This window comes from Frankia sp. EI5c, from assembly GCF_001636565.1.
In the GTDB taxonomy this organism is placed as follows: Bacteria; Actinomycetota; Actinomycetes; order Frankiales; family Frankiaceae; genus Parafrankia.
Map to the genome: position 1 here is coordinate 33,384 of NZ_LRTK01000038.1, position 23,305 is coordinate 56,688.

At 74.6% G+C, this 23,305-nt stretch carries 20 protein-coding genes and 4 pseudogenes; 11 read left to right on the forward strand and 13 right to left on the reverse strand.

Going from position 1 to position 23,305, the window contains the following annotated elements:
• Positions 1-9: 9 nt before the first annotated feature.
• From nadE to UG55_RS47595, 3 genes and pseudogenes are all read right to left on the reverse strand, one after another.
• A pseudogene (gene nadE / locus UG55_RS38455) lies at positions 10-411 on the reverse strand (NAD(+) synthase); the annotation flags it as partial.
• Between the two features lies 1 nt (position 412).
• Positions 413-2,067, reverse strand: a pseudogene (locus UG55_RS17885) (NAD(+) synthase); the annotation flags it as partial.
• Between the two features lie 42 nt (positions 2,068-2,109).
• Positions 2,110-2,613: a CinA family protein gene (locus UG55_RS47595; RefSeq protein WP_066070510.1), complete on the reverse strand. Its 504-nt coding sequence runs from the start codon at positions 2,611-2,613 to the stop codon at positions 2,110-2,112.
• Between the two features lie 516 nt (positions 2,614-3,129).
• On the opposite strand from UG55_RS47595, the gene UG55_RS27540 reads away from it, so the two are divergent.
• Both UG55_RS27540 and UG55_RS17895 read left to right on the forward strand, forming a co-directional pair.
• Positions 3,130-3,433 (forward strand): WhiB family transcriptional regulator (locus UG55_RS27540; RefSeq protein WP_131799245.1); only part of this gene is annotated, 304 nt, incomplete at its 3' end.
• Between the two features lie 267 nt (positions 3,434-3,700).
• Entirely contained in the window at positions 3,701-4,192 is a 492-nt protein-coding gene (locus tag UG55_RS17895; RefSeq protein WP_066070513.1) for a peptidylprolyl isomerase, read from the forward strand.
• A gap of 77 nt (positions 4,193-4,269) precedes the next feature.
• On the opposite strand, the gene hrpB is transcribed toward UG55_RS17895, so the two are convergent.
• The 10 genes from hrpB to UG55_RS17945 form a co-directional block, all read right to left on the reverse strand.
• Complete coding sequence (hrpB, locus tag UG55_RS17900) at positions 4,270-6,909, reverse strand: ATP-dependent helicase HrpB (RefSeq protein WP_066070367.1); 2,640 nt, start codon at positions 6,907-6,909, stop codon at positions 4,270-4,272.
• Positions 6,910-7,081: 172 nt separating this feature from the next.
• A complete protein-coding gene (locus UG55_RS17905; RefSeq protein ID WP_066070370.1) occupies positions 7,082-7,348 on the reverse strand; it encodes a DUF4235 domain-containing protein in 267 nt (88 codons plus the stop codon).
• A 226-nt stretch (positions 7,349-7,574) separates the two neighbouring features.
• Positions 7,575-8,000, reverse strand: a complete 426-nt coding sequence (locus tag UG55_RS17910; protein ID WP_066070373.1) for a DUF2267 domain-containing protein — start codon at positions 7,998-8,000, stop codon at positions 7,575-7,577.
• Positions 8,001-8,087: 87 nt separating this feature from the next.
• Positions 8,088-8,507: a CBS domain-containing protein gene (locus tag UG55_RS17915; protein ID WP_066070374.1), complete on the reverse strand. Its 420-nt coding sequence runs from the start codon at positions 8,505-8,507 to the stop codon at positions 8,088-8,090.
• Positions 8,508-8,591: 84 nt separating this feature from the next.
• Entirely contained in the window at positions 8,592-9,716 is a 1,125-nt protein-coding gene (locus UG55_RS17920; protein WP_066070377.1) for an NAD-dependent epimerase/dehydratase family protein, read from the reverse strand.
• A gap of 88 nt (positions 9,717-9,804) precedes the next feature.
• Entirely contained in the window at positions 9,805-9,993 is a 189-nt protein-coding gene (locus UG55_RS17925) for a DUF2795 domain-containing protein (protein ID WP_066070380.1), read from the reverse strand.
• 88 nt (positions 9,994-10,081) lie between these two features.
• On the reverse strand, positions 10,082-11,065 hold the full coding sequence (locus UG55_RS17930; protein WP_066070516.1) for a glycosyltransferase: 984 nt from the start codon (positions 11,063-11,065) through the stop codon (positions 10,082-10,084).
• Entirely contained in the window at positions 11,062-11,958 is an 897-nt protein-coding gene (locus UG55_RS17935; RefSeq protein ID WP_066070383.1) for a glycosyltransferase, read from the reverse strand. The genes UG55_RS17930 and UG55_RS17935 overlap by 4 nt, the downstream gene beginning before the upstream one ends.
• Positions 11,955-13,451: a PfkB family carbohydrate kinase gene (locus UG55_RS17940; RefSeq protein WP_066070386.1), complete on the reverse strand. Its 1,497-nt coding sequence runs from the start codon at positions 13,449-13,451 to the stop codon at positions 11,955-11,957. The genes UG55_RS17935 and UG55_RS17940 overlap by 4 nt, the downstream gene beginning before the upstream one ends.
• Positions 13,448-14,695, reverse strand: coding sequence for a glycosyltransferase family 9 protein (locus UG55_RS17945; protein ID WP_242424696.1), 1,248 nt, complete (start codon positions 14,693-14,695; stop codon positions 13,448-13,450). The genes UG55_RS17940 and UG55_RS17945 overlap by 4 nt, the downstream gene beginning before the upstream one ends.
• A 200-nt stretch (positions 14,696-14,895) precedes the next feature.
• Between UG55_RS17945 and UG55_RS38460 the strand changes: the two genes are divergently transcribed.
• The 9 genes and pseudogenes from UG55_RS38460 to UG55_RS17980 all read left to right on the forward strand — a co-directional run.
• A partial coding sequence (locus tag UG55_RS38460) for a glycosyltransferase (RefSeq protein ID WP_304440419.1) occupies positions 14,896-15,280 on the forward strand: 385 nt, incomplete at its 3' end.
• Between the two features lies 1 nt (position 15,281).
• Positions 15,282-16,233 (forward strand): annotated as a pseudogene (locus UG55_RS17950) (glycosyltransferase family 4 protein); the annotation flags it as partial.
• Positions 16,230-17,342, forward strand: coding sequence for a glycosyltransferase family 9 protein (locus tag UG55_RS17955; protein ID WP_066070394.1), 1,113 nt, complete (start codon positions 16,230-16,232; stop codon positions 17,340-17,342). The pseudogene UG55_RS17950 and the gene UG55_RS17955, both read left to right, overlap by 4 nt.
• A gap of 41 nt (positions 17,343-17,383) precedes the next feature.
• Entirely contained in the window at positions 17,384-18,040 is a 657-nt protein-coding gene (locus UG55_RS17960) for an HAD-IIIA family hydrolase (protein ID WP_083986938.1), read from the forward strand.
• Positions 18,040-19,149 carry a glycosyltransferase family 9 protein gene (locus tag UG55_RS17965; RefSeq protein ID WP_083986948.1) on the forward strand — a complete coding sequence of 370 codons (1,110 nt, stop codon included), beginning with the start codon at positions 18,040-18,042 and terminating at the stop codon, positions 19,147-19,149. The genes UG55_RS17960 and UG55_RS17965 overlap by 1 nt, the downstream gene beginning before the upstream one ends.
• Positions 19,146-19,532 (forward strand): glycosyltransferase (locus UG55_RS38465; protein ID WP_242424698.1); only part of this gene is annotated, 387 nt, incomplete at its 3' end. The genes UG55_RS17965 and UG55_RS38465, both read left to right, overlap by 4 nt.
• 1 nt (position 19,533) lies before the next feature.
• A pseudogene (locus UG55_RS17970) lies at positions 19,534-20,378 on the forward strand (glycosyltransferase); the annotation flags it as partial.
• Position 20,379: 1 nt separating this feature from the next.
• Positions 20,380-22,554 carry a D-glycero-beta-D-manno-heptose 1-phosphate adenylyltransferase gene (gene rfaE2 / locus UG55_RS17975; RefSeq protein WP_083986939.1) on the forward strand — a complete coding sequence of 725 codons (2,175 nt, stop codon included), beginning with the start codon at positions 20,380-20,382 and terminating at the stop codon, positions 22,552-22,554.
• The gene (locus UG55_RS17980; protein WP_396230945.1) at positions 22,550-23,275 is read left to right on the forward strand and encodes an SDR family oxidoreductase; all 726 of its coding nucleotides are present in this window, start codon (positions 22,550-22,552) and stop codon (positions 23,273-23,275) included. Before rfaE2 ends, UG55_RS17980 begins: the two co-directional genes overlap by 5 nt.
• Positions 23,276-23,305 lie beyond the last annotated feature (30 nt).

A 23,305-nucleotide genomic window follows, 5' to 3' on the forward strand; every position in this document is an offset into this window, starting at 1 on the left:
TCGGCAGGCTCAGGTCGCCGGCCCGTTCTTCTTGAGCTCGCTCAGCCAGAGTGCCGCGCTCGCGTCCGATGGTGCGCGCCAGTCCCCGCGAGGGGACAGCGCGCCGCCCGCCGAGACCTTCGGGCCGTTGGGCAGTGCGGAGCGTTTGAACTGCGACAGCTCGAAGAAGCGATGGAGGAATACCTCCAGCCAGTGAACGATGGTCGACAGATCGTAGGCCCGCCGTTGCTCCTCCGGGAAGCCGGCGGGCCAGCGGCCCGCGTCCGCCGCGCGCCACGCGTGCCAGGCAAGGAATGCGACCTTCGACGGTGGCAGCCCGTACCGGAGAATGTGGAACAGGAAGAAGTCGTGCAGCTCGTACGGTCCGATCCGGTCCTCCGTGCTCTGCAGCGCGCCCGTCTCCGCGTCGGCNGGCACCAGCTCCGGTGATATCTCGGTGCCGAGGATCGCGGTCAGCAGCGCGCCGGTGGCCTCGTCGAACTGGCCGGTGGTCACCGTCCACCGGATGAGGTGCTGGATCAGGGTCTTCGGTACACCTGCGTTGACGGCGTAGTGGCTCATCTGGTCGCCGACACCGTAGGTGCACCAGCCCAGCGCCAACTCGCTCAGGTCGCCGGTGCCGACGACGAAGCCGCCCCGCTGGTTGGCCAGTCGGAACAGGTAGTCCGTGCGCAGGCCAGCCTGCACGTTCTCGAACGTGACGTCGTACACCGACTCCCCCCGCGCGGCCGGGTGCCCGAGGTCCGCGAGCAGTTGGCGGGCGGCGGGACGAATGTCGAGCTCCGCGGCCTCGATGCCGAGCGCGCGCATCAGCGCCCAGGCGTTCGCCTTGGTCTCCTCCCCGGTGGCGAAGCCGGGCATTGTGTACCCGAGAATCGAGGTACGGGGGACACCCAGCCGGTCGCAGGCCTTCGCCGCGACGATCAGTGCGTGGGTCGAGTCAAGCCCGCCGGAGACACCGATCACCATTTTGCCGCCGCCGGTCGCCTGAAACCGCCGCGCGAGGCCGTGCACCTGGATGTTGAAAGCCTCGTAGCAGTCGAGGTCGAGACGCTCGCGGGTGTCGGGAACGAACGGGAAACGGCGCTGGGAGCGCCGCAGCCCGACGTCCCGCCGGTGCGGCCGGTGCGGGAAGCGGACTGTTCGGAAGCGACGTTCAGGACGGTCCTGGGCGACGGCGTTGTCGTTGAACGTCCCGGTTCGCATCCGCTCCAGGCGTACCCGGGCGAGGTCGACGTCGGCGACGAGGAGCTGCGCGTCCTGCGCGAACCGTTCTGACTGGGCGACCAGGTCGCCGAGTTCGTGGACCGTGCCCTGACCGTCCCAGGCGAGGTCGGTGGTGCTTTCCCCGGTACCCGCGGCCGAGTAGACGTAGACGGCCATGGCACGTGCCGACTGGGCCGCGGAGAGGTGGGCGCGATCGGCGGACTTGCCTACGACGATGTTCGACGCCGACAGGTTGGCGAGCAGCGTCGCGCCGGCCAGCGCCGCGTAGGAGGACGGCGGGATCGGCGCCCAGTAGTCCTCACAGATCTCGATACCGAGCACGAATTCCGGCAGGTCCGTCGCGGCGAAGATCAGATCGGTGCCGAACGGTACGGTGTGCCCGGCGATCGTGACTTCCTGGCCGGTGACACCGGCACCCGACGCGAACCATCGTTTCTCGTAGTACTCGCGATAGTTGGGCAGAAACGACTTCGGCACCACGCCGAGGATGGTCCCGCGGGAGATCGCCAGCGCGGTGTTGTAGAGCCGCCCGCGGCAGCGGATGGGCGCGCCGACCAGCAGGAGGGGGCCGAGGTCGCGGGTAGCCTCACAGACCGCCGACACCGCCTCCTCCACGCCGTCCAGAAGGGCGTCCTGCAGGAACAGGTCGTCGATCGCGTACGACGACAGACCCAGTTCGGGATAGACGACCAGGTCCACACCGTCCGCGTCGGCCTGCCGCGCGAGCGAGATCGTCGCGGCGGCGTTGCGAGCCGGGTCGGCGGTCGCGACGACCGGGGTTGCCGCGGCGACCCGCACCAGACCGTGACTGTGGATCGCCCCGAATCCTCCGAGCCGCACGCCGCCTCCTGAAATCGTCCCCCTGATGTGAGGTCTACGGCATCAGTCGCTCCCGCGCGAGCGGTCCCGGTGAGTCTCCACGGCAGCGGAGTCGAGGACATCCACCAGGTCTCCGAGGGCTGCCGCGGCGGCCGCGATCCGCACGGCGTCGCGGTCGCCGTCGAACTCGTGACGTCTGACCGATGTGCCCGCGGCTGACCCGACGGCCACGAGCACCTCACCCACGGGCCGCCCGCCCTGCGCGCCAGGACCTGCCACCCCCGTCACGCCGACACCGTAGTCGGCGGACAGCCGTTCGCGTGCACCTGAGGCGAGTTGCTCCGCGATGAGCGGATGAACCGGCCCGTGGCGTTCCAGATCCTCGGGACGCACGCCGGCCGCGGTGCACTTCAGGTCGGTCGCATAGACGACCAACCCGCCGCGAAAGGTGACGTTCGTCCCCGGAGAAGTGGTGAGAAAGGCGCTGATCAGACCACCCGTGAGGGATTCGGCCACAGCCACCGTCCTGCCGGACTCGACCAGCCTGCCGTGAACGAGGTCGGCCAGCCGAAGTGCGTCGCGCCAACCTGGCGGGNGGTTCACCGGATCCGAGGATGCCGTCACGGGTTGCTCGGGCTGCTCGGGCTGGACGCTGGAGGCGCGGTCGCTGGCGGCGGAAGGCAGCACAGGCCGCCCGTCGTCATGGTGGTCCTTCGCACGCGCGTACCCCCTTCCTCAGGCTCCGGGCGCTGGCCCGGGGCGCTGGGCCTCGACCGTCGTTGAGGGCACCGGCACCGGCACCGACAGTGATGGTCATGTCCTGAGGGGCCGCCGTTGCTGATCACCGCAGCTGACGAGCCCCGGTCGTTTCGCCGGATACCCGGCTGCGGCGCACCCCACACGTCTCCCTTCGGGCGGCGCTCAGACCCCGCGGCGCGGTACAGAAAGGGCGGATGGCACAGATTCCGGCCCGCGGCGGGTTTCGCGGCCCGAAGCAGGGAACAGCCGCAGTCGGCATCCTTCCCGAACAGTGAGGTGTGGCCCGAGATGACCCGAGTTCCCACGCCGGCCCCGGAGGGGCCGATGCCGCAGGTGAGCGTTCCGCCGCTGTTGTCCTGGAAGTCGGCTGGCGCCTGCGGCCAGGCCGACCTGGATCTCTTCTTCGTTCCCGAGGGTCTCGACGCACGTGCGAAGGAACGGCGAGAAGCGGCGGCCAAGCGCATCTGCGCTGGCTGCGCGGTGCGGAAAGAATGCCTCGGCTACGCAGTGGAGGCGGCGGAACCGCACGGCATCTGGGGCGGGTTGACTGAGCGGGAACGCAGCGGACTTCGTCGCCACACCGCCCCTCCCGGAAATGGGCGGCGGCGGACGCCGAACAGCGCGCAGCNGGTTTCCGTGCGCTGAATCGCCGACGGTCCNGACGCCGGTGCGGGCTCACCTCGCCGCCTCACCCGCGGGCCACCCGGATGGTGACCAGGTCGGGATCCGCGGCGTCGGGGTATAGCCATGCCCGCTTCGCGGCCGCTGAGGGGGTATCGCACCACCACCACGCTGATGCGCTCGCCGGGCGGGACGACGGGGCGCCCGGTGGGTGGGGCCGGCGCGGCGGCCGACCCGAGCTGAAGATCCATCGTGAGGATGGGATCATGTGGTCATGACCAAGAACGTTTACTTTGACATCACCGCTGATGGAAGCCCGCTGGGGCGGATCGAGTTCAAGCTGTACGACGACGTGGTGCCCAAAACCGCCCGCAACTTCCGTGAGCTGGCCACCGGCGAGCACGGCATCGGTTACGCGGGGTCGCCTTTTCACCGGGTAATCCCCGGATTCATGCTCCAGGGCGGCGACTTCACCCGTGGTGACGGCACGGGCGGAAAGAGCATTTACGGTGAGAAGTTCGCCGACGAGAACTTCAAGCTGAAGCACGACCGGCCTTTCCTGCTCAGCATGGCAAATGCGGGGAAGAACACCAACGGCTCACAGTTCTTCATCACCACGGTCGTCACTCCCTGGCTGGACGGGGCGCACGTCGTGTTCGGCGAGGTCGTCGAGGGTGAGGATGTCGTCAAGGCGGTCGAGAAGCTCGGCAGCCAGTCCGGCCGGACCTCAAAGAAGATCATTGTCTCGGCAAGTGGAACCGTGTAGGGATCTCCCTATTTCGCGGTCGGTCTTCGTGGCCCGGCGGAGCCGATAGCCGGTGGTGGGGTGCGTGGTCTGAGCGGTCAGCGGCCACGGGTGCGGGGGGCGACGCGGCGGGTCGGCGGGGCTGTGGTCGGGTCGTCCGGCCAGGGGTGGCGGGGGTAGCGGCCGCGCAGCTCCGCGCGGACCTGGGGGTAGCCCGTGCGCCAGAACGACGCCAGGTCGCTCGTCACCGCCACCGGGCGCCCCGCCGGCGACAGCAGGTGGAGCACCAGCGGCGCGCGGCCGTCGGCGACGACGGGTAGCCGCTCCCACCCGAACACCTCGGCGATCTTCACGGCCAGCACGGGGCCGGCAGCGCCGCTGGCGCCGCTGTAGTCGAGGCGCACCCGGGAGCCGCTCGGCACCGCCACCCGCTCGGGTGCAAGCTCGTCCAGCCGGGCGGCCTGGGGCCAGGGCAGCAGCCGGCGTAGCGCCCGGCCGGCGTCGACGCGCTCCAGGTCGGCGCGGCGGCGCACGCCGTCGAGATCCGGCCCGAGCCAGTCGGGGGCGGAGTCCAGCAGGGCGGCGTCGGTGACGTCGGGCCAGGGAGCGCCGAGCAGCCGGTGGCAGAACGCGAGCCGGTCGCGCAGGGCGAGGGCGTCGGCGTTCCAGCGCAGCACGGGCAGCCCCGCGTCGCGTAGCCCGGCGAGCGCCGCGGCCCGCAGCAGGGACGGGTCGGGGCGGGCCACCGGGCGTTCGGCGAGGATGATCGCGCCGAGGCGGTCGAGCTGGCGGGCGACGATGTCGCCGCCCGACCAGGCGACCTCGTCCTCGGTTCGCAGCAGCACCGCGCCCGCCTCGCGGGCGGTGGCCGCGTCGAGGGCGACGGCCAGGCGCACCCGGGCGGACGTCCGGCCGGGCCCGCGGTCGGCGACCGCGATGGCGAGCCATTCCGCTCCGGTGAGCGCTGAGCCCGCGGCGAGCTCGGCGCCCGTCCCGCCGGCCATCAGGTAGTTCGAGCTGCCGGGGGCGCGGGCCCGGGCGAGCCGCTCCGGAAAGGCGAGGCCGACCACCAGCCCGGCGGCGAGATCGTCGGGCAGCCCGCCCGCTCCCCGGGCCGCGGCTTCGCCGAGTTCGCCGAGTTCGTCGGGTTTGTCGGGTTCGGCGAGTGTGGCTTCCGTGACCGCGCGCAGGCGGCGGGTCTCCTCCCGCCAGCGGGCGGACGCGGCCCGGTCGGTGTCGTTGCGCAGGCGGCGCCACGTGGCGGCGAGGTCGTCGGAGGGGCCGCCCGCCGGGCCGTCCCCGGAGAGCATCGCCACGACCTCCGCCGCGCGGCGGGCACCGACGGCCCGGGCGCCGTCGAGCAGCGCCCGCGCGAGCCGCGGATGGGCCCCGACCTGGGCGATCGAACGCCCTCGCGGCGTAACCCGGCCGGTTTCGTCGACGGCGCCGAGGGCCCGCAGCGAGAGCCCGGCGGCCTCCATCGCACCGGCGGGAGGGTCGCTGAGCAGCGGCAGGCCCGCACCGCCGGGATGGCCCCAGACCGCCAGCTCCAGGGCGAAGGCGGTGAGGTCCGCGACGGCGATCTCCGGTTCCGGCTGGGCGGGCAGCCGGTCGTGCTCGGCGGCGGACCAGCATCGGTACACACGGCCCGGTGCCTCCCGGCCGGCCCGGCCCGCGCGCTGCCCGGCGGACGACCGCGACACCCGCACGGTGACCAGCGAGCCCAGCCCGCGGGCATGGTCCATCCGCGGGGAGCGGGCCAGGCCGGCGTCGACGACGACCCGTACGCCGGGCACGGTGAGGCTGCTCTCCGCGACCGCGGTGGCCAGCACGACCCGTCGCCGCGGGCCGGTGCGCAGCACCGCGTCCTGCGCACCGCCGGTCTGGCGGCCGTGCAGGGTGAGTACGTCGACCGCGCCCCGGTGCCCGGCGAGCCGGCTGGCGACGGCGGTGATCTCACCGGCCCCGGGCAGGAAGACGAGCACGTCACCGGACGTCTCCCGCAGCGCGCGCCCGACGGTGGCGGCGACGTGGTCGAGCAGCCTCGGGTCGACCCGCAGGCCGTGCGCCGGGGTGATCACCCCTGGTGGGGGTGCCCAGACCACCTCGACGTCGTACATCGAGGCGTCCGTCCCGACGACGGGGGCGGGCTGGCCGGGTGCGCCGAGCATTGCGGCCAGCCGCCGGGTGTCGGCCGTCGCGGAGGCGGCGAGCAGCAGCAGGTCGGGGCGCAGGGCGGCGCGGGCGTCGAGCAGGAACGCGAGCGCCAGGTCGGCGTCGAGGTGCCGTTCGTGGCATTCGTCGAGGACGACCGCGTCGGTACCGGGCAGTTCGGGGTCGCGTTGCAGCCGCCGGACGAGCACGCCCGTGGTGATCACCTCGACCCTGGTGGACGGCCCGGCCCGGCGCTCGCCGCGGATCGTGTACCCGACCGCGCCGCCCACCGCTTCCTCGCCAGCGCCGCCCCCGGCGCCGGCGAGGCCGGCCATCCGGCGGGCCGCGGCACGGACGGCGATCCGCCGCGGCTCGACGACCAGGACCCGGCCGGAGACCTGGTCGGCGAGCGCGAGCGGGACGAGTGTCGTCTTGCCGGTGCCGGGCGGGGCCACCAGGACCGCGGCTCCGCCGGCGCGGCCCGACCCGGGCTGGGCAGCACCGTCGGTCAGCGCAGTGACGAGCGCTGGCAGGGCGGCCCGGACGGGCAGGTCCGCCCCGGCGACCGTGAGGTCGGGCAACATGCGCCCAGTGTCCTCGGACCGACGGTGCTGAGGGCGTCGCGGCCGCGGGCTGTGGATGACCGCCCGCCGATCAATTCACCTGTGGACAGTGGCTGACACCGAGCGGGCAGGGCCGAGACACCGAGCGGGCAGGGCCGGGACGCCGAGCGGGCAGGGCTGAGACGCTCAGCGCTCAGTCTCCGGGCCACACTCCGGTCGCGCGCCGGAACCCGAGCGCGCCCAGCCGGTTGATCGCGGCGCTGGTGGCGGCGAAGACCGCGCCCTGCAGCGCCGCGGCGAGGATGATCTCGCCGAAGCCGTGGTCGAGCCGCAGCGGGTCAGGGGTCTCCTCCTCGCCGGCGATCGCGGCCCAGCTCTTCCTCACCAGGAACCCCGAGGCGGCGCCGGCGAGCATGCCGCCGGCCATGCCGACGGGCTTGTAGGCGAGCTTCTTACCCATACTCACCGCTGGCCCCCGCGCGGTACGGCCATCTTCTTCCACACCGGGGCGGCGACTGCCGTCACTTTGTCCGCAACGGTCGACCCGGGCGATTGTGTCATCGGTGTCGTTCCTCCTCCGGCAAAGCGGTCAGCGATCTCCGACCGCTCACCAGCTCTGCCCCGCAACGGCCGGAATACACCTTGGCCGCGGCCGGCACCGGTGCCGGGGGCGCCGGCCGGACCAGTCAGTAGTGGATGATCGGCTCGCGGCCCAGCAGATCGGCGTAGTCGTTCGGGAGCTGCCCGGCGACGTCCTCGAACTCTCCCGGGCTGATCGACGCCTTCAGCGCCGCGACCACCGCCCGGGCGTGTTGGCGGGCATGCGCCTGGTCGCAACCACGGCCTTCCTGCTCGGTGCCTTCCCGCTCGGTGCCTTCCCGTTCGGCGACGCGGCGGTAGAACTCCTCGATCCCGAACCGCTCACCCCGGCCGGTCGGCGGCAGCACCCGGGCGAAAACCGGGGGAAGCTGGGAGGCCAGGTCCTTGGTCTCTCCGCCGGACAGCCGTTCGCCGAGCACTGCCAAGGTCGCCCGCACGGCGGCCTCGGTGTGCTCGACGGTGTCGATCCGGCTGGCCCCACGGACAGCCGAGACGAGCTCGTCCTGGTTCATCGGCTTTACCTTTCCCCCAGCGTTGTGCCTGCCTGCCCTCGGTTCGCCGCCGCCGCCGTCGTCGCGGTTGGCGGTCGGCGGTTGCGGTCAGCGGTTGCCGGGCATCGCGCTGACCTGGCCGAGCACCGACTCGGTGTCCCGTGCGATCGCGAGGTCGCCGAGGCTGACGATGCCGACGGGGTCCGAACCCTCCACCACCGGTAGCCGCCGGACGGCGCGCAGCCGCATCAGCTCGGCGGCGTCATCGATCCCGGTGTCCGGGGTGACTGTCTCCAGCTCAGCGCTGCAGGCCTCACGGACCTTCGCGGTGGACGTGTCCCCGTCCTCGGCGACGATTCTGATCACGATGTCCCGGTCGGTCAGGATGCCGACCAGCTGACCGTCGTCGACGACGAGCACGTCGCCGGCGTCGGTCTCGCGCATCGTCCGCGCGGCCTCGGCGAGGGACTGGTCCGGCCGGACGCTCGCTGGGTCTCGGGTCATCACCTCGGCGACAGTGGTAACCATTCCTGTCTCCTCTCACTCGTCGCGTCGCGCGGTCTGCCCGGGGGGCGTGACCGCCGGTTGCCAGGCGCGTTGTCAGGTGCGGCGTCAGGCGCGTTGGCCCACTCCGGTGAGGACCTCGTGGACCCGGCCGGCCGGGGTGCTCGGCGCGAGCGCCGCGGTATCCCCGCCGGCACCCGCCCGCAGGCCCGTGAGGAGGTCGCGCAGCGCTGCCCTGGAGTCGTGCCCGGGCACCCAGCCGAGTTCCGTGCTGGCGCGGGTGGTGTCCATGAGGGGGAGGTGCAGCACCGCGTCGAGGAGGCCGGGAGCGGCGGGTACCAGGTGCAGGCGCCAGGCCGCGGCGAGTGCGGCGCGGGCCGCCCGGGCCGGCACCCGCACGGTGCGGGCGTCGAGAGCCTCGGCGAGCAGCTGGCTGTCGACCGCGGGCTCCGCGGCGATGTTGAAGGCGCCCCGCACCTGCCGCTCGGCGGCGAGCCGGTAGGCCTCGCCCACGTCCTCGGCGTGGACGACCTGGAACTTCAGCCCGGGAAGGTCGGGAACCACCGGCACCACGCCGGGCCGGACCAGCCCGCCGGGCAGGAACGGCCCGGCGAAGAGGCGGCGCTGCTGGCTGGCGGCGAGCCGTTGGAAGACGAACCCCGGCCGCAGCCGGACCACCCGCATCGCCGGATGATCGCGCTCGAAGGTGTCGAGGACCCGTTCGACGTAGGCCTTCTCCCGGGTGTAGGCCGCGCCCGGCCAGCCATGGGTCGGCCAGCTCTCGTCGACGGGCTCCTCCTTCGGCCCCGGCGAGTACGCGCCGACCGACGAGGCGTGGACGAGGGCCGGTACGCCCGCCCGGGCCGCGGCGTCGAAGACCCGGATACTGCCGAGAACATTGGTCGACCAGGTCGTCGTCGGATTGTGCGTGGGTTGGAACAGCCACGCCAGATGGATGACCACGTCCGCGCCCTCGAAGACCCCGACCAGGTCGTCCCGGCTGATGTCGGCCGAGGCCCAGGTGATCTTCTCCGCCGCTGCCGGGGCCGCCGACCTGGCCGCCGCCGACCTGGCCGCCGCCGACCTGGCCGGCGGCCGCCGGGCGACGCCGGTGATGTGGGCGATGCCGTCCGACCGGAGGAGCGCCGCGACGACGCCTGTGCCGACATTGCCGGAGGCGCCCACCACGACGACTCGGCGCGCGGGGGTGGATGGGGACGCTGACGTGCTCACGAAAGACCTCCTCGGGCACCCGTGGCACCCGTGGCACCGCGGAACCGCGAGGCGCAGCGGCACCGACGCGCGCTCGCGGCGGCCGGGCCTACGACGCGTGGGTGACTTCCTGAGAAACCGCGTTGGGCCCGTCATAGGACCGGTCGGTGATGTGCTCCAGCGCGGTCAACACCTCCTCGGAGGCGCCTTCCCGGCGTGCGGTCGTGACGAGGGTGCGCCGGTCCGCGGGGTAGTCGATGCCCTTCAGGAACTTCTGTACCTCGATGGGATTCGCCATACCGCCAGGATCGCCGCTGACGAGCAGGCAAAACGTGGGGAGGCCGGTCGGCCCGCTGGCCGCGCGAGCACCTCCGGGGCCGGGAACGTCACGCCAGGCGGCGCGCGTACGCCTCGTGGAGTACCTGGTCCCAGTCCCGAAGGAAGCGGCCGAGCCCGTACCGGTCGAGCGCGGCCTGCCGGGCCCGCGCGCCGTGGGCGCGGGCGAGTTCCTGGTCCGCGAGGAAGGTGCGCGCCGCCTCGACCAGCACGTCCGGGTTGGTGGAGAGCACACCGGCGCCGGGCGGCACCGCCTCGTACGCTTCGGTGACGGCGAGGGCGATCACCGGCATGCCGAGCTGCATCGCCTCCAGCAGGGACAGGCCGAGCGAGGTCCAGCGCGGTAGGTGGACGTAGACCCGGCGGTGCGCGAGAGCCGTGTGCAGGTCCCGCTGTGGGAGGTCCTCATGGGCCGCGAGCTGGTTCGGGCCGAGTCCGGTGTGTGCCGGCAGGGTGCTGACGCCCATGCCGAAGGCGTCCACCGGGGCGGCGTTCGCGGCGAAACGCCCCAGTAGGTCGGTGCCGGTGACCCGACCGCGGCGCACCGGTTCGTTCACCGCGACCGCGATCCGCGCTAGATCCCCGGTGAACAGGTGGCCGGGGTCGAGGATGCCGTGTTCGATCACCCGGCTCGGGGTGGTGCCGGCGTCCCAGAACAGCTGGTTGAAGTGGGTGACGTGCACCAGGGTGAGCTCAGGGCGGTCGGCGACGGGATGCCGGCTGCTCGGAACGTCTCCCTTCGGGGTGTTGTGCTCCAGGTAGACGGCCGCGATGTCCCGGCCGGGCCGGCGGCCGCCGAGCCATTCCCGGGCCAGCTCAACCTCGTGTGGCCGTTGCAGGATGACGACGTCCACCTCGGCGTCGCGCAGCTGCTCCGGGGGCAGTTCGCGGACGCTGGACGGCCAGGCGTAGGTGCGGGCCAGCCCCAGACCGTCCGGGCCGCGGTCCGCCGTGACGGGGACGACATATGTGTGGTCGCCCTGGACGAACGACGTCGTCCAGGACCCGTGTACGTGCCACAGCAGGATTCTCACGAGCATCCCCTCCCAAACGGCGCGTCGGTGGGTCCGGCCGGCCGGGCCTCGGGCGTCTCCAGGTCATCCACCTCGATGACCGCGGCGTAGGCGTCCGTGCCGCGTTCCGTGACCGAGGTGGGCAGCTCCAGGTGCACGGCGCCGGGAGGCAGCAGACCCGCCCCGCCGTACCGCTCCAGCACGCGGAGCTGGGCGACGACGTCCTCGCCGCGGTGCCCGGCCGGCAGCCGTCGCCAGAACGCGAATCCACCGCTGGCCACGAGCGCGGCCCGCTCGTAGAGAACACAGCCGGCTACCCAGGCCACCCGGTACGTGAGCGAGCCGCCCGCGGGCAGCGCGATTCGATCAGCCAGGTGGACGAGGTTCGCCGCGTTGTGCAGTCGCCAGCGCTCCCAGGCCGGCCGCCCCTTGCGGACCCGTTCGGGGGCGATCGAGGCAGCGTCCACCGCCTCGAACGGCAGGTGCTCGCCCGGGCGCACATCGTCGAGGTAGCTCAGTCCCTGCGGGGCGGCACCGACGAAGCCACATCCGAGCTCGGCGCGGGCCCGGCGCAGCCGCCCGAGGGTCGCTGCCTCCAGGAAGACGTCGTCATCCAGGCAGAGCACCTCCGGAGCCTGGGCACGGTCCAGGAGGAACTGCCGCTGCTCGGCCATTCCGTACCGGTGCCGCCGGCGGTAGGTCTGGACGGCACCGCCCTGCCGGCGGAGCTGCCGCACCATGGCGGCCACGGCTGGTGCGTCGATCGACGGCTGGCCTGGTTCCGGTGTCTGGTCGGAGATGAGCACGCCGAAGCCCCGCTCCGTCTGGTTGGCCAGCCCGGCGAGGGTGACGGCCAGCGCTTCGGGGCGCCCGCAGGTCGGGATGAGCACCTCCAGCCCCGGGACGCGGCTCACGGCACGGTCACCGTGCCGGCGCGGATGCGGCCGACGATCCCGGCCGTCGAGTGGTCCTCGACGTAGTCGACGATGCGGACTTCGCCGCCGAGGCGGCGCACGAGCGGTGCCTCGGGGATCATCTGCTCGGTGTAGTCCCCGCCCTTCACGTAGACGTCCGGCCGCAGCGCCCACAGCAGGCCGGTGGGGCTTTCGCCGGTGAAGGTGACGACATGATCGACGCCGGCGAGCGCGGTCAGCACGGCGAGCCGGTCGGGCAGCGGATTGATCGGGCGGTCCGGCCCCTTGAGCCGGCGCACACCGGCGTCGTCGTTGACCGCCACGACCAGGACGTCGCCGAGCCGGCGGGCGGCCTCCAGGCAGGCGGTGTGACCGGCGTGCAGGACGTCGAAGCAGCCGTTGGTGAAGACGACCCGCCGGCCGGCCGCATGGTGGCGCGCCACCAGCTCGACCAGCCGCGGCGCGTCCGTCACCGCCGGCGGCCCGCCCTCGGCTACCGGTGGCCCGCCCTCGCCGAGCCGTGCCGCGAGGTCGCGCGCGGTACAGGTGCTGGTGCCGGGGGAGGTGACCACGACGGCGGCGGCGGTCGCGGCGAGCTCGGTCGCCGTGCGCGGCCGCGCGCCCGCGCACAGGGCGAGCGTCAACGCGGCGACGAACGTGTCCCCGGCGCCGGAGGTCTGCTCGTCCGGCGCCTGAGCGAGAGCCGGCAGGTGCCACGGCTGGCCTCCGGGGGTGAGAAGCACGACGCCGTCCCGGTCGAGCGTGACGGCGAGTGACCGGGCGCCGCTCGCCCGGGTCAGCTGGTCCCGGTAGCGGTGGACGGCGCCGACCCGGTCGCGGGTGAACGCCGCCCGGGCGGCGTCGTCGGGCAGTAGCCTCATGATCTCGCCCGCGTTCGGTTTCACCAGGTCGGGGCGCACGTGCGCCCAGCGGGTGAGGTCGTGGGCGTCGACGATCAGCGGGCGGCCGGCCGCTCTGGCGGCGGCCGCCACCTCGTCGACCAGGCGCGGCGTGAACACCCCGGCGTCGTAGTCGCAGGCGAGCACCGCCGCGCTGGTCGAGGCCGCGGCGGCCACCGCGGCGATGAGCCGGTCCGCCGCGGGCGGCCCGGGCGGAGCCTCGTCGCCGGTGTCGCAGCGCAGATGAAGATGGCCGCCGGAGGCGATCCGCCGCTTGACGAGCGTCGCGCGGCCCTGCTCGGTGAGCAACCCGTCGGTACCCACCCCGCGGGTGGCGAGCAGTTCCCGCAGCCGGTCGCCGTCCCGGTCGCCGCCGGCCAGGCCGACCAGCACGGCGCGGGCGCCGAGTGCCGCCGCGGCGACGGCGGTGTTGGCGGCGCCTCCGGGCACCTCGGTCTGCTCGACCACCCGGACCACCGGAACCGGGCCCTCCCGGGAGAGCCCCCGGGGCGGCCCCCAGCTCCAGACGTCCAGCAGGGCGTCGCCGACGACCAGCAGGGGCAGGCCGGACAGTCGCCGGACCAGCGCGTTCATCGCGCACCGCTGCTCGTGCGGTCACCGCGCGGCGAGGGCGAGGGGGACGGCGACGGCGATCGATCCGCGCGCCTGGCCAGCCGGAGGGCCGCGCAGGCCACTTCCTCCGCCGGGATGTCGAGGCACTCGTGGTGGTAGCGGCAGACGAACGCCCGGCAGGGCGCGCAGGGCGTCGGGCGCCGAAGGAGCTGGTGGGCGCCGGAACGGGGCCGGTACTCGTCGTCCCGTTCGGTGCCGGCGAACAGCGTCACCACCGGCGCGCGCACGGCGTCGGCGAGATGGGCGCCACCGGAGTTGTTCGTCACCACGACCGTCGCCTCCTGGAGCAGGGCGGCGAGCTCGGGCAGCGTCAGCTCTCCGGCCAGCGCGACAACCGCCGCCTCCGCCCCGTTGGTGGTCGCGTGCCTGCCGGTGGCCTCGTGCCGCACCTGATCCACCAGTTCCGCCTCGCGGGCCGTTCCCACCACGAGCACGCGCAGACCGGCGGCGGCGAGCCGGCCGGCGACCTGGGCGAAGCGGCTCGCGGGGTAGCGGCGGGACGCGCAGGAGGCACCGGGCAGGAGCACGGCATAGGGATCCGCACCCTTCGGTGGGGTTCCGCCGTCTCCCGTGGACGGTCCGTCATCCTCCGCGGAACCGAGGCACAGCCACCGCAGGCGAACCCGGGCGGTGGCCTCCCGCGGCACGCGCAGGGAGAGCCCGCGATCCGCGGTCGGACCCGCTCCCGGCACACCACACCGGTCGAGCAGCGCGAGGGCCCGGTCGGCCTGATGCAGCCCGTCGGGCAGGTCATCGACCCAGTGGGTGAGCACCGAGCCGCCGAATTCGCGGGAGGCACCCACCCGCACCGGGATGCCGGCCAGCGCGCAGACGTAACCCGCCACCCACGGCGACTGGGAGAACGACGTGAAGATGACCGCGAGGTCGTAGCGGCCGGCGGCGATGCGGGAGACCAGCTGGGACTGCGCGGCCGGGTCGAAGGGCCGGCCGTCGACAAGCTGCCAGCAGACCGAGCGCACCTCCAGGACACCGTCCAACGTCTCCACCAGTGGGACGACCGCCGCGCCGGCGGGGGTTGCCAGCAGGTCGAGGCGCGCCGCGGGAGGCAGCGCCGCCCGCAGCGCGCGCAGGGCCGGGGTCAGCAGCACGACGTCGCCGAGGTTGTCCGGGCGCACCACCAGGGCCCGGCGGGCGAGGCGCAGGTCGAGGGGGCCTGCGCGCCCGGCGGCTGGGTGCGGCACCACGGCGGTCATAGTCCCTCGGGCTCGGTCGGCAACGGTGGTTGCTTCCGCCTTGCCCTCTCGCATTGAGCACAAACTGCTACTCCACGCATTCGAATGTGGATGGTCTGTGTCAGCCGGCTACCAGGTGTGCGCAGCCTGTTTGGTCAGCCGGCCCCAGCCCGGCCGGTGCGGAACCCGGATCGGTCGGGTACCTGGGCGGCATGCGTCGACCGCGGATAGCCCTGCTGTGCGGCAACCTGACCCCCGAGCGGGACGGGGTGGCGGACTACACGGTCCGGCTGGCGCGGGCCCTGGCCGTGAGCGCGGACGTCGTGCTCCTCGCCGGCGAGCCCGGCGGTCTCGGTGGTCTCGGTGGTCCCGGTGGTCCCGGTGGTCCCGGTGGTCTCACGGCCCGCGGCGGTCCGGGCGGATGCGAGGTCGTCGACCTGGGCGGTACCGGCTGGGGACCGCGCCGGCTGGAAGCCGCGGCGCGAGCACTGCGTGCCCTGTCCCCGGACGTCGTGCACGTGCAGTTCGCGCCGTCCGCCTTCGGGTTCTCCCCGATGGTGGGGCTGCTGCCGGCGCTGCCCAGCGGACGGGCGCGCTNGGTGACCACGCTGCACGAGTACGGGTGGTGGTCGTGGCCCTCCTGGGTTCCCGCCCGGGCGTGGCGGCGCTGCGAACGCGGCGGGCCGCGCTCAGCCCGCCCGACGGCCCGCTGGGACCGGGAGACGCTCCTGCTCGCGCCGCGTTCGGACAGCCTGGTGGTGACGAATGCCGAGCACGCCGCGATCGTGCGCGCCAGGCTCGGGGTGGAGCCGCACATCGTCCCGCTTCCCCCGAACATCGTGCCCGCCGCCCACCGCGGGGAACAGGTGTCCGCGGGCGGCGATTTGACCTGGCGGGAGGCGGCCCGGGGACGGGCCCGGGCGAACCTGCGCCGTCGCCTGGGCGCGGGCGCGGACGCTCCCGTCGTGGTCTTCTTCGGGTTCGTGCACCCGGTCAAGGGGGTGCGCTATCTGATCGACGCCGTCGGCCGGCTCGCCGGGGAAGAGCGGGAGCTGCGCCTGGTCGTGGCCGGCGGGTTCACCTCCCAGGCGCTGCCGGCGGCCGAGGCCGAGGCATTCCGGCGGGAGCTGGCGGAACACACCCGCCGGGCGGGGGTGGCCGAGCGGGTCACGTTCACCGGCCACCGGCCCGCCGACGAAGTCTCGGGAATCCTGCTCGGCGCCGACGTCTGCGTGCTCCCCTTCACCGCCGGTGTCACGGGTCGCAGCGGAGCGCTCGCGGCCGCGCTCGCGCACGACCTGCCCGCGGTGGTCACCGCCGCCGACCCGCCGGACCCGGACCTCGTCGACGGCCGGACCGCGGTGGTCGTGCACGGTGTGCGCGACCCCGCCCCGCTCGCCGCCGGCATCCGGCGGTTGCTCGACGCCCCGGAACTCAGGGCCACTGTCGCCGCCGGCGGTCGCGGGCTGGTCGCCGGCCGAGACTGGCCGGCCGTCGCCGCCGCGCACCTGCGCCTGTACCGCCGCCTGCCGCCCCGGGGCGGATCATGAGGCCCGCGGGCTCCGGGCCCGCCCGCGCCGGGACGTCCGGCGGCCCGCGCGAGATCCTCTTCGTCGAACTGCTCGGTGGCTTCGGGGACCTGCTGATCGCGCTGCCGGCCGTCCATCGACTCGCGGACAGTCATCCCACGGCCAGGCTGCGGGTGCTCACCTTCGCGCCGGGCGGGCAGCTGCTCGCCCGCGACCCACGGGTCGCCGAGGTGATCGAGCTGACCGACCACACCGGGCCGGCGCTCCGGCGGTCCGTCGCGGCGGCCCTGGCCCGCCACCCGCCGGATCTGGCGGTCACGACCACCCGGCACAGCGGCCTGCCGGCACTGCTGACAGCCGGGACCCCCGGCGTCGCGGTCACGGACCTGTGGCGGTGCCCGCCGGCGGACGAGCGGGTCGGCGATCGCTACCTGGACCTGCTCGCCGCCGACGGCTGGGTCGACGGCACCGGGAGGGCCGACGGCACCGGGAGCGGGGCGGACCCACCCGCGGGAGACGGCGGCTGCGCCGACGCGAGGCCACAGCCTGGTCGGCTCGCGCTCGACCCGGCCGAGCTGGCGGCCGGGCAGCGGCTCGTCGACGCGCTCACGGACGGTCGGCGGGGTCCCGTGCTGTGCGTACCGGACGCCGGGATGGCGGTGAAGCGCTGGCCGGCCGACCGCTGGGCGGCGCTCGTCCAGCGCCTCGCCGCGGCCGGGCGGCCGGTGCTGACGAGCCGGGCGGGCCCGTCGCCACCGGCCGCGGCGAGCCGTGCGCTGCCGCCTCTGTCCCTGCGAGGGCTGGCGGCCGTCTGCGCGGCAGTCGGTCGCCGCGGCGGCGCGGTGGTCGGCGGGGACACCGGCCCGGTCCGGCTCGCCGCCGCGGTGGGCACCCCGACAGTCGGGTTGTTCGGCCCCACCCTGGCCGCCCGCTACGGCTTCGGTGCCGGCGCCCTGGCGGGCGGCCCGGCCACCGATCTGCAGGGCCTGCCCGGTTGCCCGGTGCGCCGTCCCGCCGCCATCACGGAGCAGGAATGCTGGTGGACGGCCCGTTGCCCGCTGGCCGCCGACGGGCCGGCCTGCCTGGCGAATCTGACGGTCACGGACGTCATCGCCGCGCTGTCGCTTTGAGTAGCAGTTTTGTTCGGCTTGGTGAGGGAAGCCCGCCAACCATGGCCAGGACCTCTCGCACGGACGCCACTCCGTCACGTGCCTCACGCCGGGCTCAGGTGCCGGCCGGGCCGGTCCGGCGCCCCGAGGCGGTCCTGTTCGACCGCGACGGCACGCTCTGTGTGGATCTGCCCTACAACGGTGATCCGCGCCGGGTGCGCCCGACCGCCACCGCGGCCGCCGCGCTCGCCCGACTGCGCTCGGCCGGGGTGCCGACCGCGGTCGTGTCGAACCAGAGCGGTGTCGGCCGCGGCCTGATCACCATGGACCAGGTCGAAGCCGTGAACCGCCGGTTGGGCGAGCTGCTCGGCGGGCTCGGGCCGGTCCTTGTGTGCCCGCACCTGCCGGCCGACGGGTGCGGATGCCGCAAGCCCGCGCCCGGGCTGCTGGTCGCGGCCGCGGCGCGGCTGGGCGTGCCACCGGAGCGCTGCGCGGTCGTCGGGGACATCGGCGCGGACATGGCGGCGGCCCTCGCGGTCCGGGCCCGGGGGGTGCTGGTGCCCACCCCGGTGACCCGCGCCGAGGAGGTCGCGGCGGCCCCGGAGACGGCGACGGACCTGCTGGCCGCCGTCGAGCTGTTGCTCACCGGGCCCGCACCCGCCGCGCCGCGGCAGCCGCAGCCGCAGCCGTGGCCGTGGCCGCGGGCGGTGCCGGCCTGATGCGCCGGGTCCTCGTCGCCCGGCTGGACAGCGCCGGCGACGTGCTGCTGGCCGGACCGGCGATCCGCGCGGTGCGCGCCGGTGCCGATCACCTCACGCTGCTGGTCGGCCCGCGCGGCCGGCAGGCGGCCGGCCTGCTGCCCGGCGTCGACGACGTGCTCGTCTGGCACTGCCCGTGGATCGACGCCACCCCGCCGCCCGTCCGCCGCGGCGACATCGACCGGCTGATCGACCGGCTGGCCCGGGGGCGCTACGACGACGCGCTCATCCTGACCTCGTCCCACCAGAGTCCCCTGCCGACCGCACTGCTGTTGCGGATGGCCGGGGTACCCCGGATCGGCGCCGCCAGCCGGGACTACCCGGGCTCCCTGCTGGACGTCCGCCATCGCCTCCCGGAGCACGGCCCGCACGAGCACGAGGTGGAACGTGCGCTGTCGACGGCCGCGGCGTTCGGATACCCCCGCCCGGCGGGTGACGACGGTCGGCTGGCGGTCCGCGGGCCGCTGCCCGACCCGACGCCGCTGACGGGCGGCGGGCGTTACGTCGTGCTGCATCCCGGCACCTCCGTGCCGGCCCGCGGCTGGCCCGCCCGACGGTTCGCGGAGCTGGCCGGCGCCCTCGCCACCCGCGGCCTGTCGGTCGTCGTCACCGGCGGGCCGGACGAGGTCTCCCTCACCGCTACCGTCCGCGCCGCGGGAGTGCGCGTGCGCGACCTGGGTGGCCGGACGGACCTGCCGACGCTGGCCGGCGTGCTGGCGGGCGCGGCGGCGGTCGTGGTGGCGAACACCGGGCCGGCGCATCTCGCGGCGGCGGTGGGCGCCCCGGTGGTCTCGCTGTTCGCGCCGACGGTGCCCGCCGAGCGGTGGGCCCCGTACACGGCACGACGGATCCTGCTCGGCGACCAGACGATCGGCTGCGCGGGCTGTCGTGCCCGCGCCTGCCCGGTCCCGGGGCATCCGTGCCTGGGGGCCGTGTCGGTCGCCGACGCCCTCGCCGCCGTGGCGGAGCTGTTCGCCGCGACGCCGGTGCCCGGCGAGGCTCCCGTGCCGCCGGCCCGCACCCGCTGCTGCGAGCCAACCGGCACAGCACCACCTGGAGGGGCTACATGAAGGTGGCGATGATCTCCGAACACGCGAGCCCGCTCGCGGTGCTCGGCGGTGTCGACGCCGGCGGGCAGAACGTCCACGTCGCCGCGCTGGCGACGGCGTTGGCCCGCCGCGGCGTCGATGTCACCGTGCACACCCGCCGGGACGCCCCCGCGCTGCCGCGCCGGGTCGACCTCGGGCCAGGGGTGCGGGTCGACCACGTCGACGCCGGCCCCCCGCGGTCGCTCTGCAAGGACGATCTGCTGCCCTACATGGACGACTTCGCCGCGGAGCTGGACCGGCAGTGGCGGCACAGCCGGCCCGACCTCGTCCACGCCCACTTCTGGATGTCGGGCCTCGCCGCGGTGCGCGCCGCCCGGCCGCTCGGCGTGCCGGTGGTCCTGACCNTGCATGCGCTCGGTGCCGTCAAACGGCGTCACCAGGGCCACAAGGACACCTCGCCGCCCAGTCGCGTCGCCCTGGAGCGACGCCTGGTCGGCGAGGTCGACCACATCATCGCGACCAGCACCGACGAGGTGTTCGAGCTGGTCAGGACGGGAGCGCCCCGGCCGCGGATCAGCGTCGTCCCCTGCGGGGTGGACCTTTCGACATTCGCGGCCGACGGGCCCGTCGACGAGCGTCCCGGCACCCTGGCACGGCTGCTGTTCGTCGGCCGCCTGGTGGAACGCAAGGGAATCGGCAACGTGGTGAGCGCGCTCGCCGAGGTGCCGGGTGCCGAGCTCGTCGTGGCCGGGGGCCCGGACCCGGCGGGTCTCGACGCCGATCCGGAGGTCGGCCGGCTGCGTGCGCTGGCCGCCGACCACGGTGTCCGCGACCGGGTCCGGTTCGTCGGCCGGGTGGAGCACACCCGGCTGCCCTCGCTGTACCGCTCCGCCGACGTCGTGACCTGCGTGCCCTGGTACGAGCCGTTCGGCATCGTGCCGTTGGAGGCGATGGCCTGCGGGGTGCCGGTCGTCGCGTCCGCGGTGGGCGGGCTGGTCGACACCGTGGTCGACGGAGGTACCGGCCTGCACGTCCCACCCCGCTCGCCGGAGCGGGTCGCGGAGGCGCTGAACGACCTGCTCGCCGACCCCGCCTGGCGTCGGGGGCTGGGAGCGGCGGGATCGCGCCGGGTCAGGCAGCGGTTCTCCTGGGAGCGCGTCGGCGCGCTGACCCTGACCACCTACCGGCATCTGCTGCGTGACCGGACCGCGCCGCGGCGTCCACAACAGCCCAGATGGGCGGGACTGTGAGATGACCGGACCCCACCCGCCCACCAGCCCCGGCCCGGACAGCGGCCGGGTGGGAAGGCGGCACGTCGCCGGCCTGCGCGCGGCCCTCGACCGGCTCGACCTGAACCGGCTGGAGGACTGGGGCCGCCGGCTCGCGGCGACGCTGCCCGCGGGCGGCCGCCTGCTCGCCGCCGGAAACGGCGGGTCCGCCGCGGAGGCCCAGCATCTCACCGCCGAACTGGTCGGGCGGTACCGCGACGAACGGCCGCCGATGTCGGCGATAGCCCTGCACGCCGAGACCTCGTCGGTGACCGCGATCGGCAACGACTACGGCTACGCGCAGGTCTTCGCCCGACAGGTACGGGCGCACGGACGGCCCGGTGACGTGCTGATCCTGCTGTCGACCTCCGGCCGGAGCGAGAACCTGCTGCGCGCGGCCGAAGTGGCCCGGGAGATCGGCGTGCGCACCTGGGGTCTGGTCGGCACCCCGGACTGCCCGTTGGCATGCCGCTGTGACGAGGTGGCCGCCGCCGCCGTTGCGGGTCACCCGCCGCCGGCAGCGGCCATCGTGCAGGAACTCCATCTGGTCGCGGTGCATCTGCTCTGTGAGGCGTTCGATCAGGCACTCGGGACGGGCTCCGCCAGCCCCGCGGTCCCGGCGGGCTCGCTGGTTCCGGCGGGCTCGCTGGTTCCGGTGGTCCCGGCGGGCTCGGTGGTCCCGGCGGGCTCCGTGGGCCGGGCCGACCGGCCGCTGGTCGTGGTCGGGGACGCGCTGCTCGACCTCGACGTGCACGGTCAGGTCGAGCGGCTGGTTCCGGACGCCCCCGTCCCGGTGCTCGACGCGGTCGCCGATCATCCCCGGCCCGGCGGCGCCGGCCTCGCGGCTCTGCTCGCCGCCCGGGAGGGCCGCCAGGTGGTGCTGGTGACGGCTCTCGGCCCGGACGAGGCCGGCCGGCGGGTCGCCGCGCTGCTCGCCGCCGCCGGTGTCGAGGTCATCGACCTGGGCCTGCACGGCCCGACGCCGGAGAAGATCCGGCTGCGGGCCGCGGGCCAGACACTGCTCCGGCTGGACCGCGGTGGCGGTGGACCGGTCGCCGGCCCGCTGCCGGAAGCGGGTCGCCGGGCGCTCGCCGCCGCCGGGGTGGTCCTCGTCTCCGACTACGGTCGCGGGCTCGTCGGTGTTCCCTCGGTGCGCAGTGTGCTGGCCGAGCGGGCCGGGAGAGTGCCGGTCGTCTGGGATCCGCATCCGCGCGGATCCGTGCCACCGCCCGGAACCCGGATGATCACTCCGAACCTGCCGGAAGCCCGGCTGTTCACGGCGGGCACCGTGACCTCCGTGAACAGCCGGGACGTGGTGGCCGAGGCCGCCGAACGGGGCCGCCGGCTGCTCGGTTCCTGGCGCGTCGCCACCGCGGCGGTGACTCTCGGCGCGCGCGGGGCATTGCTGGTGGACGCCTCCGGAGCGCCCCCGCTGGTCGCCCCGGCGCCACCGGCCCCAGGCCGCCGGGATACCTGTGGCGCCGGAGACATGTTCGCGGTCACCGTGGCGGCCGGGCTCGCGCGCGGTGCCCTGCCCTCGGAGGCCATGGTGGGCGCGACGGCGGTCGCCGCCGGGTTCGTCGCCAGCGGCGGGGCCTCGTCCGTCTCGACGGGCCGGTCCACGGGCGGGCCCGCCGGCACTTCCGCGGGCAGGGCGGTCACCGACCCGGGCGGGCCGGCACCGCCGGCCGCTGACCGCACCCAGGCGCTGGACGTCGTCCGGCGCACGCGGGCCGCCGGGGGCACGGTCGTGGCGACCGGTGGTTGCTTCGACCTGCTGCACGCCGGGCACGTCGCCGTCCTGGCCGCGGCCCGTCAGCTCGGCGACTGCCTGGTGGTCTGCCTGAACAGTGATGCCTCCGTGCGCCGGCTCAAGGGCCCGGGCCGGCCGCTCGTCCCGGATGCCGACCGGGCCGCGGTACTGCGCGGACTCGACAGCGTCGACGCCGTGGCGGTGTTCGACGAGGAGACCCCCGGGCGGCTGCTCACCGAACTGCGCCCCGACGTCTTCGCCAAGGGCGGTGACTACGCCGTCGCCGACCTGCCGGAAACCTCGATCGTCGCCGGCTGGGGCGGCCAGGTCGTGGTCCTGCCCTACCTCGACGGCAGGTCGACGACATCGATCATCAGAGAGGCGGTGCGCCGTGGCGGTCATTGATCACGCGGAGAGGAACGGGTCGGGGAGGTTGTTCGCCGATCCGGGGACGGTGCTGGTCTCCGGCGGAGCCGGCGGGCTCGGCGCGGCGGTCGTGGCGGCGGTGCGCGACGCGGGGGGCCGCCCGCTCGTCCTCGACCGGCTCCCGGCCCCGCACGCGGTCGCCCACGAGATCGTGGATCTCGCCGACAGCCGGGCCGCCGAGGCCGCGGCCCGGCGGCTGATCGAGCGCGGGGGTGGCCGGCTGGACGCGGTCTTCACCGCCGCGGGAACGGACACCCCCGCCCCGTTCGGCTCGCTGCCGGGCACGGACTGGGACCGGATCGTGGCGGTCAACCTGCTGGGCACGGCGGCTGTGCTGCGCGCCGCGCTGCCAGCCCTCGAGGTCTCCGGCGGATGCGTCGTCACCTGCGCGTCCACCCTCGGCCTGCGGGTCGCCGGGGACGCGTCCGCCTACTGTGCGTCGAAGTTCGGCGTGGTCGGCCTGACCCGGGCACTGGCCGAGGAGCTCAAGGGACGGGTGGGCGTCACGCTGCTGGTGCCGGGCGGCATGACCACGGGCTTCTTCGACGACCGGGAGGACAGATACAAACCGCCCCCGGACGCCAAGCTCAACCGCCCGCAGGACGTGGCCCGCGCCGTGCTGTTCGCGATCACCCAGCCGGCCGGCTGCGAACTCAAGGAGCTGGTCGTGACCTCTCGCTGGGAGACCTCCTACCCGTGACCGGAAACCGCGGGTGGCGCCCGTGGTGCG

Excerpts from the sequence above, each read along its gene's own strand:
- UG55_RS17955 (WP_066070394.1), top strand. The coding sequence starts at position 16,230 with ATGAGGCCCGCGGGCTCCGGGCCCGCCCGCGCCGGGACGTCCGGCGGC.
- UG55_RS17960 (WP_083986938.1), top strand. The coding sequence starts at position 17,384 with ATGGCCAGGACCTCTCGCACGGACGCCACTCCGTCACGTGCCTCACGC.
- hrpB (WP_066070367.1), bottom strand. The coding sequence starts at position 6,909 with ATGTTGCCCGACCTCACGGTCGCCGGGGCGGACCTGCCCGTCCGGGCC.
- UG55_RS17940 (WP_066070386.1), bottom strand. The coding sequence starts at position 13,451 with ATGAACGCGCTGGTCCGGCGACTGTCCGGCCTGCCCCTGCTGGTCGTC.
- UG55_RS17895 (WP_066070513.1), top strand. The coding sequence starts at position 3,701 with ATGACCAAGAACGTTTACTTTGACATCACCGCTGATGGAAGCCCGCTG.
- UG55_RS17910 (WP_066070373.1), bottom strand. The coding sequence starts at position 8,000 with ATGAACCAGGACGAGCTCGTCTCGGCTGTCCGTGGGGCCAGCCGGATC.
- UG55_RS17915 (WP_066070374.1), bottom strand. The coding sequence starts at position 8,507 with ATGGTTACCACTGTCGCCGAGGTGATGACCCGAGACCCAGCGAGCGTC.
- rfaE2 (WP_083986939.1), top strand. The coding sequence starts at position 20,380 with ATGACCGGACCCCACCCGCCCACCAGCCCCGGCCCGGACAGCGGCCGG.
- UG55_RS17905 (WP_066070370.1), bottom strand. The coding sequence starts at position 7,348 with ATGGGTAAGAAGCTCGCCTACAAGCCCGTCGGCATGGCCGGCGGCATG.
- UG55_RS17925 (WP_066070380.1), bottom strand. The coding sequence starts at position 9,993 with ATGGCGAATCCCATCGAGGTACAGAAGTTCCTGAAGGGCATCGACTAC.
- UG55_RS17965 (WP_083986948.1), top strand. The coding sequence starts at position 18,040 with ATGCGCCGGGTCCTCGTCGCCCGGCTGGACAGCGCCGGCGACGTGCTG.